We start from the raw sequence: 15,830 nt of genomic DNA, 5'->3' as shown, positions 1-15,830 counted from the left end.
TGGGCGTTAGGAACTAGCGCTTCTGCCCTTGGAGGGGATGTAAGACCAAAGTCTTCAGGACGTAAAAAATCCATGAAGTCCGAGGCAATCCCCTGTGAATTGGGAAGCCCACACCCTATCTGTACTCAGATGGGTGTTGGGTAGTTCACTTTGTGTCTACCCTCTTGCGCTAAAGTTGCAAAAGAACGTGCATCTAAAGCCAGGAGGAAAGAGTTGTGAAAGCAGTCTTGATGACGGCGGCTGGCAGTCCCGAAGTTCTGCAAATACAGGAAGTGCCAAACCCTGCGGTTCCTGTAGGGAATACTGAACTTTTAGTGCGTTTGGTGGCGGCTGGCATTAATCCCATCGACACTAAACTTCGTAGCCGAGGCAGTTTCTACCCCGATCGCACGCCAACAATATTAGGATGTGATGGTGCAGGTATAATTGAGGCTGTGGGTGCTGGTGTTCAGCGTTTTCGTCCAGGTGATGAAGTATATTTTTGCTACGGCGGATTGGGCGCACATCAAGGAAATTATGCTGAATATACCGTTGTGGATGAGCGGTTTGTGGCCCGTAAACCCACCTCTATCTCCTTTGCCGAAGCAGCAGCAGCGCCTTTAGTATTAATCACCGCCTGGGAAGCTTTATACGAACGGGGACGATTGTCACCTGGGGAACGGGTTTTCATTCATGCGGGTGCTGGTGGTGTCGGTCATGTAGCAATTCAATTGGCGAAACTCAAAGGTGCTACTGTTGCTACCACAGTCAGTTCTGAGGAAAAGGCTAATTTCGTCAAAGAACTCGGTGCAGACCATGTAATTTTTTACAAACAAACGGACTTTGTGCAAGCGGTATTAGATTGGACTGGCGGCGAAGGCGTAGACTTGGCTTTTGATACCGTAGGCGGCGAAACCTTTCACAAAACCTTCCCCGCAGTGCGAGTATATGGTGATATTGTGACGATTCTCGAACCAGATGCCAATACTGTTTGGAAAACTGCTCGATTACGCAATCTCCGCATCAGTTTAGAATTAATGCTCACACCAGCGTTGCTAGGATTAGAAGAAAGCCTCCAGCACCATGCAGAAATTCTCGAACAATGTGCCACCTGGATTGATGAAGGCAAGTTAAAAATTCATGTTAGTCACCAGTTTCCTTTAAAAGAAGCGGCTAAGGCTCACCAACTAATTGAAAGCGGTTCTGTGACGGGTAAAATTGTTCTACTGATTAGCGACGAATGATCGAACAATTTGCATAATTTATTTTTTAAACGCAAAGGTACGCAGAGGTTAAACGCAAAGGTACGCGGAGGGGTTTATCTGCGCTCCTCTGCGCTTTCCTTGGCGTTCCTTTGCGTTTTATCAATTCTCCTCTTCTTCCCCCTACCAACGCAGGCAGCACAGACGCAACCAGAAACACCCTTAACTCTGGAATTATTACAAGAACGTCTACGCACACCAACACTGCGTGAAGGCAATTTGACAGTAGATTTACAGAAGATGGTGATTGATTTACGCCCAGAAAATGCTAGCTTTCGTGATGCTTTTTACCAAATACTGCGAAAAGAGCTAGGTACAAAACCTCTGGGTTTAGACCTCAGCTATGCCCTGATTTTGGGGGATTTTGTGGGCGGCGATTTGGGTTTAAGAACCTCTTTGTACGCTCAAGCTATTGCTCCGATTTTCACAGCTACCGAAAAAGAAGAACTAGAACGTTTGCGCTTTCTTTGTCTAGAATCACTAGCGAACTCTAAAGATTGTCGATCGCTTTTAGGAACAGAGTCAACCCCATCCAGAGAAATTTCCGTCTTTCGTGGGGTATTGAAACTCGTGCAAACTCGCTTCAATGGCGAAATGAAGTTTTCTAATACATTCTTTCTTCAGTCTGTGGATGCTCAAGGTGCAACTTTTCTCCAATCCACGAATTGGGCTGAAACTCGGTTTGGTCGTCCCGTCAGCTTTAGTGGTACTAAATTCAAACAACCAAGCAATTTTCAGGGTAGTATTTTTTTTGAAAAAGCTAATTTTAAACAAACCCAATTTCAGGAATTCGCTGATTTTCAGGGGAGTAGATTTGAAAAGACTGCCAATTTCAACCAAGCAACTTTTAAGCAATTGGCTAAATTCAGTAGTGTGCAATGGCAAGAAAATGCTGATTTTTCTGATGTCCGCTTTGCCAATCAAGCCCAGTTTACTAAAGCAAATTTTAATCAGTTTCTCCTTTTAAGAGATGCGACTTTTGAGCAAGCTGTCATTTTTCGAGAAGTGGAGTTTAATCAATCGGTGAATTTACAAGGTGCAAGTATTCTCAACCAAGCAGATTTTAGCGATGCCAGGTTTTCTACGGAAGCTTGTTTAAGCGTACCTGGTTTAACTTTTAACTCTAACCAAGCAAAAATATTAGGTAATCCCGGTCAAATTGGTAAGATGTTCTGCATTCCTACATTGCAAGGTAATCAAAATATCTTGCGAAATTTGGGACAAAATTTTCGTCAGCAACAACAAGTTACTGATGCTAATGAACTGGAATACACAAAACAACAACTGCGATTATTAGAAATGAGTCGCCGTTTGATTGCTACAAATATCAATAGTGCGAGTGTTGCAAGTTTGATTAAACTGGGTTTTTCTTCAACTCAAGCCGCAGCGATCGCCCAGCGTCGTCTGATAAAATCTTTTCGCAACAGTAGTGAGTTATTGACCTTGGCAGACATCGATTTAGAAAAATACACACAACTGAGCGATCGCTTAATTGTTGGCGAATCCCTTTCTATTGGTGGGTGGTTACTGCAAGCTTGGAGTTGGTTGGGATTGAGTGTACTGCTGTTGTTGAGTGGCTATGGGACAAATTTTTGGTTAGTGTTTGGCGTGGGAGGAGTTGCGATCGCCTATTTTGGCTTACTATTTTGGCTAGTAGATCGCTATCGCCGCCTGCATCCCGTACCGATTATTCCTACATCCTACGAAACCATTTCCATATTAGTCAGTTTTAGCGTTTTAGAATTCTTGAGCTTACTAGCCATCTTTCGCAATACTCAACAACCTTGGCTGACATTGGCATGTCTTTTCATAATTCTTGTCCCCGTACCACTAGCTTTATTGATCCGACTTTACCAACAAGGTCGTTATCACGATTTAATGAACGTTTCTTACTTCACCGAAGATGGCACATTTCGCCAGTTACGATTGTTGATTGGGCGTTTACCAGTAATACCAAGGAATCAGACCTTTCGGGAACGATATATGCCTCTACTGAGCGATCGCCGTTGGAACTGGCTCAACTACTATGATTTTAGTCTCAACAACCTAGTTAAATTAGGATTTAACGACATTCGCCTGCGAGACGAACACTTACCAGGCATCATCTCTGCACTTGCTTGGTATGAATGGAGTTTGGGTGTAATTTACATCACTATCGTTTTGTGGACACTTTCTCGCACAATTCCAGGATTAAATTTGCTAATTTATCTGAAGTAGCTTACCGCGCCATTAGCACTAATGAATTTATCAAAACAGAATACATGCATCAATCACCAGAATAAAGCCTCCGACACGCTCCTGAATTCTTCTTCAATAACTGGGAACACTTCTTAACTCATAACTGATACTAGTACGTCACGGCGTAAATAAGCCACCCATTTAAAATCGCTAGATATCCTACAAAATCAGCGTTCTTTCTTTTTACTTTTGCCTTGTTGTACTAGTATAATTACCTTAACCTCTCACTGATAAATGATGGTTTTAGTTTCTTCAATAAGTCTTATACCATTCACATATACTCTTATAGACATCTTTATCATTTTGATGCAGACATAGGACATCGTAGTTATAAATACTCTTAATATCTTTCCCATCGTTCTCTCGTATTTTAAACAAATAGCGAGTCAGATCCATCAGAACATCAAGAGAAGTAGTGGATACCAAATGAAATCCTCGATCATCCCATACTATGAAGTATGCATATCCTATTTCTATTAGGCGGGTGTATAACTCATTTGCACTATTAAGCTCTTGGTTATTTCCTATCGTATTCTCAAAAATAATTGCTGGATGTGCTGAAGCTAGCCATTCAACGCTATCGAGAAGAATTTTAAAATCATAACCATCTGTATCAGTTTTAACAAAACATATATTCTCATCAGCAATGCTGGAAAGTCGTTCGGTATTAATCTGTACTTTGCCCTCTGTTCTCTCATCAAAAGAAGCAGTACCTCCCCGATGAAAAAATGATCCTGCCACCTGGCTCCCATCTGAAAGGAAAACTTTCTTGATAATGATTTCGTTAGGGAGTTTTGAAGTGTTACGAAGTAGAATCTCGTAAAAATAATCACTGGCTTCAACCAGTATTAATTTGTTTTGTGCATATGTTGCGATAATTGCAGCGGTGTCTCCAATATTTGCCCCAATGTCAATAATTGTCCCATCTGGATACTTCGCCGAAATATATTTGGCAGAGATTCCTGTACACAAATCTCTGTAGGGCTGTGAGCTAGGAAGTTTTGCAAGCAAATGATTCTTAGGAGCTTCAATATCATAAGCACCGCACTTTATTTGCGTAAAATCTTGCTTAAAATATTGCTGTTCTAAATATTCTCTTCGACGCTGGCGGAGAAGTTCATAAATAGGTCTTGGCAGTAGTGATTCTATCAGAGTTTTCATAACTAACTCCAGGTTAGCGTAAATTTTAAGAGGTTATATGTTAGTAGGGTTCAGTTAAGCCTAAAATCCTTGATAGAGAAGCGAAATTTTACGTCTCTACAGACCAAAAATCAGTATCAAAAATCCTTTACTGAACTATATTGGTTATATTTCAGAAGGCAGAAGTACGAAGGCAGAGGGCAGAAGGAACCCAACAATTCTTTTTTTAACTGGGCAATAACCCAGCAACTTTTGTTTTTATTCATACTTCTTTCCTTGTGCCCTCTGCCCTCTGCCTTTTTTTGTAAACGAATACGGGGTGATCAAAAAGGATTAGAACGGACAAAATATGGAAAACCGATATTTTGGGATAAGCATTTTTTGCAACTCCTGCTGGATAAGGACCTTGATGAAAAAATAGCCTAAATTATAAAACGACCAAATCTTTGCTATTAAAGGATTTTTATTCTTTATATGCATTTCACCTAGATACAGGACTTCTAAATCACCATAAAAAGAGCAAAAAAAGCATATTAAATTGGCGAACTTTTCTAACACTAACCGGAAATGCTAAAAAATAAAATCCGTAGACTCACAGTATGGACAATGCACAGTAGAATACCTCAATTCATCTGACTTTTCCCGTTAAGTCTCGAAACTATTGGGTATTGAGCCGAGATATTGCTATTCTCTTGATCAGGTAAGAACCTTTTGGATAATAATTTGTTCTATACCAATTGCTCTCGTCATCGGTCTTTCCTCCAGTCCCATCACTTCAAGTCTAAATCCAACTGAAGAGGTGGCACAGCAATACAGCGTTGAAAATTTTGAGATGACTAGTACAGCACGGCGTAAATAAACCACCCCTGACGCTCGTTCGCTCTTAGCGTCTCCCCTTGGGAGAAGACTCGCTCATAGCGTTGCCATGCCGAACCCGTTAGCGTCTCTAAGAGTTGGCTTTACGCTGCGCTAACGGGTTCGGCAGTTCCTCATGGGGGAAACCCCTCTGAGCGACTGCCTCACCATTCCAAATCAACGAAACGCTTACGCTATATTCATTTTTAATTTTTAATTCCGCCTTGCGGTACTAGTCTTGGCAAGCGGAACCAAAATCTAGAACCACCTTCAAGACGAGGTAAATAACCAATCATACCTCCCCAGCGTTCAAGTGTGATTCTACAAAAATAAAGACCCAAACCGGCTCTCCCTGATTTATCTTTGCCTTGAGAAAACTTTTGAAATAAATTCTTCTCCATTTCTGGCGATACACCCAAACCACAATCATCTATAGTAACTAAAACATATTGCCCATCCAGTTGTAGACCAATAGTCACAATAGAATCTGGTTTACTATATCTATAAGCATTTTCTACTAGATTAGCAATCACTCTGTCTAAACGAGATTTATCTCCAATAACTTTCCAGTCTATTGTCATATCAATATTGCTAGCAAGCTGTAATTGTATATTATTCAGGGCAAAGTTCAGTTTTGAAAACTCAATTACCTCTTGGATAGAACTTAAGATATTAGGTGATTTGTCAATATCGATATCAGAATTTTCTGTTAATGTTGCTTCAGTAGAAAAAGCGTCTAAAATATCTTTAATCAGCATCTCTTGCTTTAGACATTGCTTTGTACCAGTTTCTAAATATTCTTTTCCTTTAGGCGTTAAATTTTCAAATTCTAGTAGTGTAAAACAACAGTTTATAGCATTCAACTCCACTGCCATATCATGGATAAGACAATGAATTAGAACATCTTTTTTTTGATTATCCTTAAGTAATTGCTGATAAATCAATTGATATTCTCTAGCTTTTTGGAGAACATCCTGCTGTTCTTGATAAGAATCTTCCAACGCCTCTATCAATAAAATTTTTTTATTATTCACACAAATTGCATAAGCTTTAAATTGATATTCTTGTCCAGTTGGATCAATTTCAGTCCAGAAACCTGAACTGAGCTTTTTAGTATTATTATTCATCCAAAATTTTTCGGCATCAATTAAAAAATTATTTAAAAAATAAAACTCTTCCTCCGGTATTGATATATTCATACCTAATGCTAAATTTTTACGACAAAATTGATTTAACCAATCAGGTAAATTACCAATAATTTTAAATAAACCTACATCAATTTGCTCTAAGGCTAGAATATTCAAAGCAGCGAGCATATCATTTGTGATGGGTGTATTCATGAGTTAAACCTGCTACAATCAATTAATTATTTAACTTTCTATTTAATTTTTCCTGTAATAGTCTGAAATCATTTGCTTTTTGCTGAATAGGAAAGAGGTAATCTCTATCACAGCTACTATCTAACAGCAATACCCAATCTGCTTCTTTCGTCGGTAATATATGAACATCTATACAACTGCCATACTCTGTTTGAATGAATGGCAGAAATATAGAAGTATCATCTAATGGTAGTAACCCTTCTAGAAAAATAACTTGCTCTTTTGCATTTTTGCCTTTACGGAGGTTAGTAATTCCATAAGCTGCCAACTTCCCACCCCAAGTCAAGAGGCTACCATCTTTATTAACTAACAGATAGCCAAGAGAAGACTCTGCTGTTAGAAAATTTAGAATATAGGTAATTACAAAAACAGGGACATCCAACATTTAGCAATCCAATATTTTTTTAGCGAGAGTTTGAAAAGCTTCTTCTACACCAATACCATGTTTGGCACTTGTTTTAATTACAGTCCAACCCTTTTGTATAACATCATCTATCTCAGCAGATTCAATTTCCCATTCATCCGTTATATCTAATTTGTTTATGACTAAAATAAAGGGAACCTGACCAATGGCATCTTCTATTTTTCTTTGTAAACTAAAAGCTTTTTGTAAAGTATTATTTCTAGTACCATCTACAACTAATAAATAACCAGCAGAACCTCGCAAATAAGACATTTGTAATTCTTGAAAATCATCTTCTCCATATATATCCCAAAGGATAAGGTTTAATTTTTTATCTTGAATATCTATAGTTTTTTTATCAATTTTTACACCCACAGTAGTATGATATTTTTCGGAAAAAATACTGTGAACAAACATTGCCACTAAACTAGTTTTACCTGTAGCAAATGCACCGATCATACAAATTTTTGTCTGGATAACCATAAATTGATATAACTTTATTTCGAGGGATTATTCATTAATACTTTAAAAGATACTCTTCGATTAAATTCTTTAGATTCTGGTCTGAATTCTGGCTGGAAAGTTAGGCAAGAACTTACAGTTAGGGCTTGAAATTGGTTTGTCTTGATTCCTTCGGATTTTAAATAAGATATAATTTTATTAGCGCGGGCTTGACTGAGTGGTCTATTTCTTAGTTCTGTTCCAGCACTATTAGTATGTCCAATTATTTGAATCTGCACATTTCTACCCAAATACTTTGCAATATCTAAACATTTGTGGATTGATATAAATAAGTTAGGTAATTTGTCAACTTCACCAGGGATCAACTCAGTTTTTCCTTCCGCAAAAAACAACATTTCTTTTTCTATCTGTCTTTTGGATAAATCAAATTCGCTAAGTTCAATTTCTACAAGTTTTTGGTCTTGAAATTCGGTGATTCCAGGAATAAACTTCCATAATTTCCGTGCTTCTAAAATCCATTTCCGGGGTGCATAACCAGTTGCATTAAGAATACCATTGTTATCAACCTTTAATGATACAGTTTGAGGAGGATGCAACAATTTTTCAACTCTTTTGGCGGTAAATTGTGGCTCCAAAGACAGATAGGGTTGCCACTGGCTAATTACTATTTTGGGATTAAGATTTGTTTGTTGTATTAGGGTATTGGGATCTACTGCTAAGGGATCGCGCATTCCTGAAATAAAATATTTGCCAAAAGCTTGCTTGGTGTTAATCACAACAACTCCTGGCTGTAAGTTGAGTTTGTGGAGATATGCTTGCCAACGGAGTTGTTCTCTAATAGTAAAAAAGCCCCAAGTTCCACAAGCGATCGCGATCGTACCCAAGAAAGCCCAGGCATAGGTATAATTTTTTTTAGCCGCAGATTTATACTGAACTACCAGACAAGCTTCTAAATAAGGCTGACTGGCCTGAAATGCTTCTGTTTCCCCTGTAAAATTTTTAATTTCTCTACTTAGCTTCAGGTGAATTTTCTCTATTGCTTCTTGCAAAACTAACCTTAATTCTTGAGGGGGATTTCCTCGAATCATCGCTGCTACTAGAGCTTGTGGCCCCTCTTCAATCCAAATAATGACTTCTCCAAAGCGTAAACTTTTTAGCCCATCTACTTTTTGTACCCGAAAGGAATCTTTGATAAAATCCTGGATAGCTGTCAACATCGCAGCCACTAAATCTGGATCTTGAACTGTTACCTGCGTTGTTACTAGATGTTGCAGCAATAGTCCCGATTTTTTATGAATCAAAAATATTTGTTCCACTCGATAAACTAGCGTCCGTAACAGCACAATTTCCGCAAATGACTTTCCTGTGCGTTGCGCTTCTAGTCTCCATTTAAAACTCTGTGGAGACAAGCTATGCTCCAGAGTTTGATTCATCGATTGCATCATTCCTTCAAGAGCCGTGGAAATCGCCTTGCGAGTAGCTGGGCCAATAACGGGAAATAATGCATCTGCAAGCACATTGTGGTCTTGTTCAACAGAAACTTCAATGGCATTTTCTACAGTTGATACCATTACTTCCCCAAGTTGTTTATCTTGCTTTGACCGCAGGATAACTGCTTCTGGAAGCATCTTGCTAATATCTTCTGGCTGAATTTGAGGGTTTTCTAATCGCTCATAAAGTGTTCTAAGTTTAGTCGGTTCAATATCCAGAAGTATACTACGGAGTATAGTTAGTTCATCATTCACTTCGGAGGTTTGGTTGTTGCTGTTCAAACCTTCAGAGGATGCTTTCGGTATTGGATTTATCGAATAATCACTCATTACCAAAATTACTCAATTCACAATTTATCATCAAGTAGCATTCTGTTGTAAACACGAAAGATCCGCTCATAGCCAAAAGTCACAGTGAAAAAATTTTCAAATAACCCCTTAGCTCAAGACTTATTTTCTGCATTCAGCCGGATAGCTAACTCTGTAAAAATAGCGGCAAGATTTGAACGATCTGTTTTGTCTCTGCGAAGTTCTTGAGTTTCCCGTTCTAGTAAAGCTAAGATTTCCTGATATTTTTGTTGTATCTCATCTTGTAAGCTTTTAGATTGGTTGAGAATCTGCTCGTGCAATTCTCGCTGAGTATTAGTAGTTTGTTCATCAAATTGAGTAATCTTTTTTTCCAAAGATATGATTATGCTTTTACTTTCTTCCGCAATTGCTTTCACCTGAGAGTCACGCTCTGCCTGCTCATTTTTTAGGCGCTGCGTTAAAGAATCAACTTCTTGTTTAATATAAATTTCTAAAGCATCTAGACGTTTTCTTGTTTCATCCCGCACGTTGTCTAATTCCTTAATCAGACGTTCTTCTAGACGGGTAAACCTTCTTTCCGTATCCCGTGTTTGATTGCCAAAAAGAATTTCTCTAACTTTATCTAAGTTTCTACCTTCGCTCATGCTGTTACTACTAAATTGCAACTCATTTATGTTTGCATTTGAACCCTGTTTTTCTGTATTCGATGAATTATTGTTGATGTATTCTTCAGGTGAGTTCATATTGTTAATTCCTTGGGAAACTAAATTTTGGTTTGATGTTAGTTTTGATACTATATCCACAACGGAAGTACTAATAAGTATAAATTATATTTATACATAAAAAAATTATATCTACTTGAATATATAGGAAAACATCCAATTTTTAGCCAAAGTAATGATCAATTTCTCAAGATACTTATGGAGAAGCCAATATCACTCTTATCTGCAAAACCCCAATTCCATCCTTCTTTCCTGCTCTTACTACGGTGTACATACAAGTTAAATTATCTCCCTTAATCCCCCTGAGGTATTGGCTACGGTGTATACAGGTCAAAAAAACTTGATTTTCTATTATTCTTTCCCTCCTATTGCTTCAGCCTGTATAGGAAATTTTAGTATAAGTTTACACCTAAATAACATCCTGCTAAATGTATAGAACTTCAAGACCAATACTTATTCAGAGCAAAGGAAAGGTATCTGAATTGCAATCAAGACTAATAATTAACGAATTCAATTTCCATGTTTTCAAAATAAAAGTGTCCAAATTTAAACTAAAAAATTCAATTTCTAAGTCTGAAATTAGATATATGAAAAAATTTTGAGTAATTATTGTCCCAAAATTCACTTGAGAATTTCATTAAAAAAGTATTGCAATACTGCGTAGGTTTTGAATATTTGTAGGCTGGGTTGTAGCAAGCCTTCTTTAAGAGTAGGGGTACGAAGTGAAACCCAACAAACCCAACATTTCGTGTGGTTTTGTTCCTCAACCCAACCTACACATTTTTCCTTTTTAGGCAAAACCCACGCAGTATTGGGGAATATTGGATTTAAAAGACCTGAAAGGAATTATATAAAATTTATGTAAAGCTTAGGTGTTATTAAGTACCAAAGTTAAATTGATGAATATATAAATTTAACTTATGTATTTTAAAATGTATTTCTTTAATATAAAACTATTTTATTTTATTAAAGATAATATTTCTTTGACCAAAAAATCCGATATTGCAGCCAAACGTAATGACAATATCACCCTAAGCATAAAAACATCGCAATATTTATCAAAAGAATCAGTATCTTTAAAAAAAATATTTACTTAAAATCTGCAACAATATTTCTATATATCAAAAATCGGATTTGTTAGCATTTTAAAGATTTGATAAAGAAGTTGATACAACCTTTTACTTATGATATTTAAATAATTAGTAGATGGGTTCAAATAAGTTTGTAAAATCAACCAAAATATTTTACATAATTACCATTTGAGTAATCCATTTAGGGATTTCCTGAAAATAGATTATCTATTTTTGTAAAATAGATGTCTTGTTCGCCCGCAACCAAAACCGGACTTTTCGAGCAAGCCCACAATAAATAGTGGGATATTTTTTATTTGAAATTTCCTAAGAGGATGTTTGAAAAGTTCTTTGGTCGATAGCAAAACGTTTTAGATCCCCCTAAATCCACGCCACTTGCTTCACTACAGCGCAACTCTTGGAGACGCTTTGCGTTAAGCAAAGCTATGCCGTTTGCGCAGCGTCTCTAAGAGTTGGCTTTACGCGCATCCTGCGGCGGGGGAGACCCCTGTTCCCGCAGTGGCTCCCCGATAAATTGCGGGACTTTGATTCCGGTTCCCCCCTTTTTAAGGGGGGTTAGGGGGGATCTAGAAGTACCTAAAATTACAGCTGACCACTTTTAAAACAACCTCTAAGAGGTTGTTTTAAAAGTATTTGATTGCGATTTTAGGTACTTATTTATTTTCCTGTCTTTGGAAGGGAAAAAATAGAATCTAATTCTCCCAATTAATCGGGTGTTTTAGAGGGATCTAGAACGCCTTTATCCCAATAATGGGATTTTTAAAACATCCTCTAACCAAATCAAACATTAATGTTTTGTCAATAGGATTACGCAAATGGTAAGCCATCTAAATTGAACTGATGAATAGTTCTTTGACTAAGGCTCAACTTAACTAGTGAGAAATTCAGGAGAGATAATATGGCTTTCGGTACTACAGGTTCTGACATAATCAATGGGACTTCGGGAAATGACACCATAGTTGGTTGGGCTAGTGGTGGTAACGCCAATAGTACTTCCGGTAACGATACCTTAAATGGTTTGGCTGGTAACGATTCCCTGGCAGGTGGGACGTTGAACGACAGTCTAAACGGTGGAGATGGCAATGACACACTTGATGGAGGTTCAGGAAACGATACTCTCATCGGTGGCGCAGGACTTGACACCTTCATAGGTAGTCAGGGTAACGACAGTATTAATGGCGGAGATGGCATTGATACCGCAGACTACAATCAAGTAGGTCAAATTACCTTGTCAGGTGTCGGAACCATTCAAAAAGCTGGAGGATTGGGGCAAGACCAGCTATTTAAAGTAGAAAAGATTATTGCGAATGCGAATGTTGCCAACAACACCATAGATGCATCCCAATCTTTGGCTGGGGTATCTATCACGGTTAACCTGCAAACCCAAAGGTTGGCTGCTAATAACGTTCCTGGTTTGGGTACATTGCCCTTTACTATAGTCAACTTTGATAATGTCATCGGCACGAATGGAAATGACAGCATTGTTGGCGACAACCAAAATAACCAATTATCCGGTAATAATGGCAATGACACACTTGATGGCGGCTTAGGTACTGATACTTTGAATGGGGGAGCCGGCGACGACAATTACCTTGTTGACAGTACTCTTGATACCATTACAGAGGCTGCGAATTCAGGCACAGATACCGTCCAGTCTTCTGTCACCTACACACTAGGAACCAATGTAGAGAATCTGAGGCTGAGGGAAACTAACGCCATCAATGGGACAGGTAACAGTCTTAACAACTTCCTTTTTGGTAATACTGTTAACAACACTATAAATGGCAGAGCAGGCAATGACACGCTAGACGGTAATTTAGGCAATGATATTCTCAATGGTGAGGATGGCAATGATAGTTTACAAGGCGGGCCAGGCAATGACATTCTCAATGGTGGGTCTGGAGACGATATCCTCATCGGTACTTTTCCCGGTAGTCTGCTTCCACCTGGATTAGGGGAAACTGATACTTTGACTGGCGGAACTGGGGCAGATAGATTTATCCTGGGAGACGCTGTAAACATTTTCTACGACGATAACAACACTGCGAATCCTGGTTTTGGGGACTTGGCTACTATTACTAACTTCGACTCTAGCCAGGATAAAATTGAACTCAAAGGAGCTTTACAAGACTACCGCCTGCAAGTTGTTGGAAGCAATACACGAATATTTGTAGACAAGCCGGGAGCGGAACCAGATGAGATCGTAGGTATTCTACAGGGGAGAAACAATGTCAGACTTGATAGTGATGACTTCCTTTTCTATGAGCGGGAAAATGCTGGAGAAGGTACGAATAACACACTAGAAAGTGCTGAAGGTTTAGGTTCCTTGTCATCAGGCTCAAACGTTAATCTTTCCGCTCAGATTACAACAGTCCAACCAGGGAACAATACCGATTTCGACTTTTTTACATTTTCTTTAGCAAATGCAGGAAATGTCACTATCACGACAGCGACATCTGGAGATACTGTTCTCGGACTGTTTGACAATACTGGGACTTTACTGCAATCTAATGATGATAATGGACTTCCCCGCGATCTTACGTCATTAATCACTGCTTCACTGAATGCAGGTACGTACTCTATTTCAGTGAGTAAATTTGCTTTCTTACCTGGAGATGGCGGAATTTTCTCTAATGTGGATAACATTTCTAAGCCTGATTTTTCTTATACGCTAGGAGTCAGTGTTGTATAAGAATGTTGTCAATTTACCGAAGAAGAATTCAGAAGCCAGAATTCAGAATGGATTCTGTGCGACTGGATGTCCAAGGGAGGTTTAAAGCCCCCGATTTTAAACGCGCGTGATATTAATTCTTTCCGTGGCTGTTACCCCTGACTTGACTGCTGGGGTATTCTGAATTCTGAACGCGAAGAGCGTGCCAGAGGCATTATTCTGTCTTCTGACTTCTTCTGGTAGAGGTTTTCAGGTATTTAGACTACGACTGCGACAGGGGATCGGGAATAGGCTTTTGCCGTGAACCTCGGTGTTCGATTGAGCTATCACTCTGAATTCTCATGCAATTTTTTGATGGTCTCTCAGCAAAAGTCATAGTAACAATTGTCACTATGACTTTTGCTGTACTTGATGTATGTGCTGATTTAAATTCCCAACTAAACTTTTGCTTCCAAAGATTTGAGTAATTCGGTATTCACGCCTGACTCACGAGTCAGGGCGATTTTGCCAGTGCGGGCGATTTCTCTTAAACCAAATTTTTGCAACACCTGCACGATCGCTACCATTTTACCTGGATCTCCCACAACTTCTAAGGTGAGAGAATCTTCTGCTACATCCACGACTCGCGCCCGGAAAATCTGAGACAGTTCAATCACTTCTGAGCGATTGCTGCTGCTAGCATTCACTTTCAAAAGCATCAATTCTCGCTCGACGCAAGGAGTTTCGGTAATATCCTGTACCTTGAGGACATTAACTAACTTGTATAGTTGCTTAGTGAGTTGCTCGATCACGCGATCGTCACCGGGTACAACCATTGTAATTCGGGAGACTCCTCCCTGTTCAGCAGGGCCAACAGCAAGGCTTTCAATATTAAAACCACGACGGGCGAATAAACCAGATATGCGGGAAAGAACACCCGCCTCATCTTCTACGAGAACTGAAAGGGTATGTTTCATCTTCGCCAACAGAGGCTAGAACAGGATTTGAGGAACGCAGAAACTAGTACCGCTTTGCAGAATTCACTCATTCAAAATTCAAAATTCATTGAGTTACAAACTCTTGACATTTTGTCAAATGTATGTTGATTTCTGTCGTTGCGTATTACTGCACTAAGTTTAATGCGATGTGCGACTTATTCTTGGAACTCCTCTCCAAACCTCTCTCCGTTTCGGGGAGAGGCTTTGATTCTTGCTCCCTTTCCCTTATAGGGAAGGGGTTGGGAGTTAGGTTTGAGATAAAGTTGCACACGCCGTTAATTATCAGTGCGACCTTTTATTGTAAACTCAATGGTTGCACTCGTTGCATTCTCTAGAAATAAAAAATTGGGCAGAAATTATTCTGCAAGGAGGAATTTTATGGAGTGCATATCTTTTCATTGGTAGATGCGGCATTTTCGTAAAGCTTTTATACTCACATTCAATAAGCATTCTAATTAGGAGAAAATTTTTATGGGTTGGTTACAAAGACTATTTGGAATGGAAAAACCTCAAAATGCAGAAGTAAATCCTACTCCGCAGTCAATAGCACAAGCTCCTAGTGATTCTCCTACTGCTACTCAATCGATACCCCCAGAACGTCTAGGATTAAGTGGTGAATATGACCAAAGTGGGTTGGCAAAGCGGGTAGCTTTGGCATTTGATGAAGATGCCCAACTTGATGATGTTAATACCCTTTGGGTTGCTCAAACAGGTAGCACTGTAGTATTGAAAGGCAAAGTTCCTAGTCAAGAAATTCTTAATAAGATGATTTCTGTAGCTCGTTCTGTGAATGGCGCTACAGATGTTGACACTAACCAAGCCACGATTGGCTAGTACCGTAATTCGTAATTC

11 protein-coding genes are annotated in these 15,830 nt (G+C 38.9%); 4 read left to right on the top strand and 7 right to left on the bottom strand.

The window, feature by feature from the left end:
* The first annotated feature begins 215 nt into the window (after positions 1 to 215).
* Positions 216 to 1,223 carry a zinc-dependent alcohol dehydrogenase family protein gene (locus HWQ36_RS20220; RefSeq protein WP_292705619.1) on the top strand — a complete coding sequence of 336 codons (1,008 nt, stop codon included), beginning with the start codon at positions 216 to 218 and terminating at the stop codon, positions 1,221 to 1,223.
* A 9-nt stretch (positions 1,224 to 1,232) separates the two neighbouring features.
* On the top strand, positions 1,233 to 3,458 hold the full coding sequence (locus tag HWQ36_RS20215; RefSeq protein ID WP_292705617.1) for a pentapeptide repeat-containing protein: 2,226 nt from the start codon (positions 1,233 to 1,235) through the stop codon (positions 3,456 to 3,458).
* 273 nt (positions 3,459 to 3,731) lie between these two features.
* Here HWQ36_RS20215 and HWQ36_RS20210 read toward each other — a convergent pair whose 3' ends face one another.
* The 6 genes from HWQ36_RS20210 to HWQ36_RS20185 all read right to left on the bottom strand — a co-directional run bounded on the left by HWQ36_RS20210 (position 3,732) and on the right by HWQ36_RS20185 (position 10,260).
* A complete protein-coding gene (locus HWQ36_RS20210; protein WP_292705615.1) occupies positions 3,732 to 4,640 on the bottom strand; it encodes an FkbM family methyltransferase in 909 nt (302 codons plus the stop codon).
* Positions 4,641 to 5,680: 1,040 nt separating this feature from the next.
* Positions 5,681 to 6,814, bottom strand: coding sequence for a HAMP domain-containing sensor histidine kinase (locus HWQ36_RS20205; protein ID WP_292705613.1), 1,134 nt, complete (start codon positions 6,812 to 6,814; stop codon positions 5,681 to 5,683).
* A 22-nt stretch (positions 6,815 to 6,836) separates the two neighbouring features.
* Entirely contained in the window at positions 6,837 to 7,238 is a 402-nt protein-coding gene (locus HWQ36_RS20200; RefSeq protein ID WP_292705612.1) for a hypothetical protein, read from the bottom strand.
* Positions 7,239 to 7,739, bottom strand: a complete 501-nt coding sequence (locus HWQ36_RS20195; protein WP_292705610.1) for a Rab family GTPase — start codon at positions 7,737 to 7,739, stop codon at positions 7,239 to 7,241.
* Positions 7,740 to 7,753: 14 nt separating this feature from the next.
* A complete protein-coding gene (locus tag HWQ36_RS20190) occupies positions 7,754 to 9,538 on the bottom strand; it encodes an OmpA family protein (protein ID WP_292705609.1) in 1,785 nt (594 codons plus the stop codon).
* A 113-nt stretch (positions 9,539 to 9,651) separates the two neighbouring features.
* Positions 9,652 to 10,260: a hypothetical protein gene (locus tag HWQ36_RS20185; protein ID WP_292705607.1), complete on the bottom strand. Its 609-nt coding sequence runs from the start codon at positions 10,258 to 10,260 to the stop codon at positions 9,652 to 9,654.
* A 1,968-nt stretch (positions 10,261 to 12,228) separates the two neighbouring features.
* Between HWQ36_RS20185 and HWQ36_RS20180 the strand changes: the two genes are divergently transcribed.
* Positions 12,229 to 14,022, top strand: coding sequence for a pre-peptidase C-terminal domain-containing protein (locus tag HWQ36_RS20180; protein WP_292705605.1), 1,794 nt, complete (start codon positions 12,229 to 12,231; stop codon positions 14,020 to 14,022).
* 416 nt (positions 14,023 to 14,438) lie between these two features.
* Here the strand turns inward: HWQ36_RS20180 and ilvN are convergent, their stop codons facing one another.
* Positions 14,439 to 14,957: an acetolactate synthase small subunit gene (gene ilvN, locus HWQ36_RS20175; RefSeq protein ID WP_012408560.1), complete on the bottom strand. Its 519-nt coding sequence runs from the start codon at positions 14,955 to 14,957 to the stop codon at positions 14,439 to 14,441.
* Positions 14,958 to 15,449: 492 nt separating this feature from the next.
* On the opposite strand from ilvN, the gene HWQ36_RS20170 reads away from it, so the two are divergent.
* Positions 15,450 to 15,812, top strand: a complete 363-nt coding sequence (locus tag HWQ36_RS20170; RefSeq protein WP_292705600.1) for a BON domain-containing protein — start codon at positions 15,450 to 15,452, stop codon at positions 15,810 to 15,812.
* Positions 15,813 to 15,830 lie beyond the last annotated feature (18 nt).

Origin of the sequence: Nostoc sp. NMS2 (genome assembly GCF_017115105.1) — a bacterium.
In the GTDB taxonomy this organism is placed as follows: Bacteria; Cyanobacteriota; Cyanobacteriia; order Cyanobacteriales; family Nostocaceae; genus Nostoc.
This window is presented reverse-complemented; position numbering and strand designations above follow the sequence as displayed.

Coding starts and splice junctions, on each gene's coding strand:
- HWQ36_RS20210 (WP_292705615.1), bottom strand. CDS start 4,640: ATGAAAACTCTGATAGAATCACTACTGCCAAGACCTATTTATGAACTT.
- HWQ36_RS20205 (WP_292705613.1), bottom strand. CDS start 6,814: ATGAATACACCCATCACAAATGATATGCTCGCTGCTTTGAATATTCTA.
- HWQ36_RS20200 (WP_292705612.1), bottom strand. CDS start 7,238: ATGTTGGATGTCCCTGTTTTTGTAATTACCTATATTCTAAATTTTCTA.
- HWQ36_RS20195 (WP_292705610.1), bottom strand. CDS start 7,739: ATGGTTATCCAGACAAAAATTTGTATGATCGGTGCATTTGCTACAGGT.
- HWQ36_RS20190 (WP_292705609.1), bottom strand. CDS start 9,538: ATGAGTGATTATTCGATAAATCCAATACCGAAAGCATCCTCTGAAGGT.
- HWQ36_RS20185 (WP_292705607.1), bottom strand. CDS start 10,260: ATGAACTCACCTGAAGAATACATCAACAATAATTCATCGAATACAGAA.
- HWQ36_RS20180 (WP_292705605.1), top strand. CDS start 12,229: ATGGCTTTCGGTACTACAGGTTCTGACATAATCAATGGGACTTCGGGA.
- ilvN (WP_012408560.1), bottom strand. CDS start 14,957: ATGAAACATACCCTTTCAGTTCTCGTAGAAGATGAGGCGGGTGTTCTT.
- HWQ36_RS20170 (WP_292705600.1), top strand. CDS start 15,450: ATGGGTTGGTTACAAAGACTATTTGGAATGGAAAAACCTCAAAATGCA.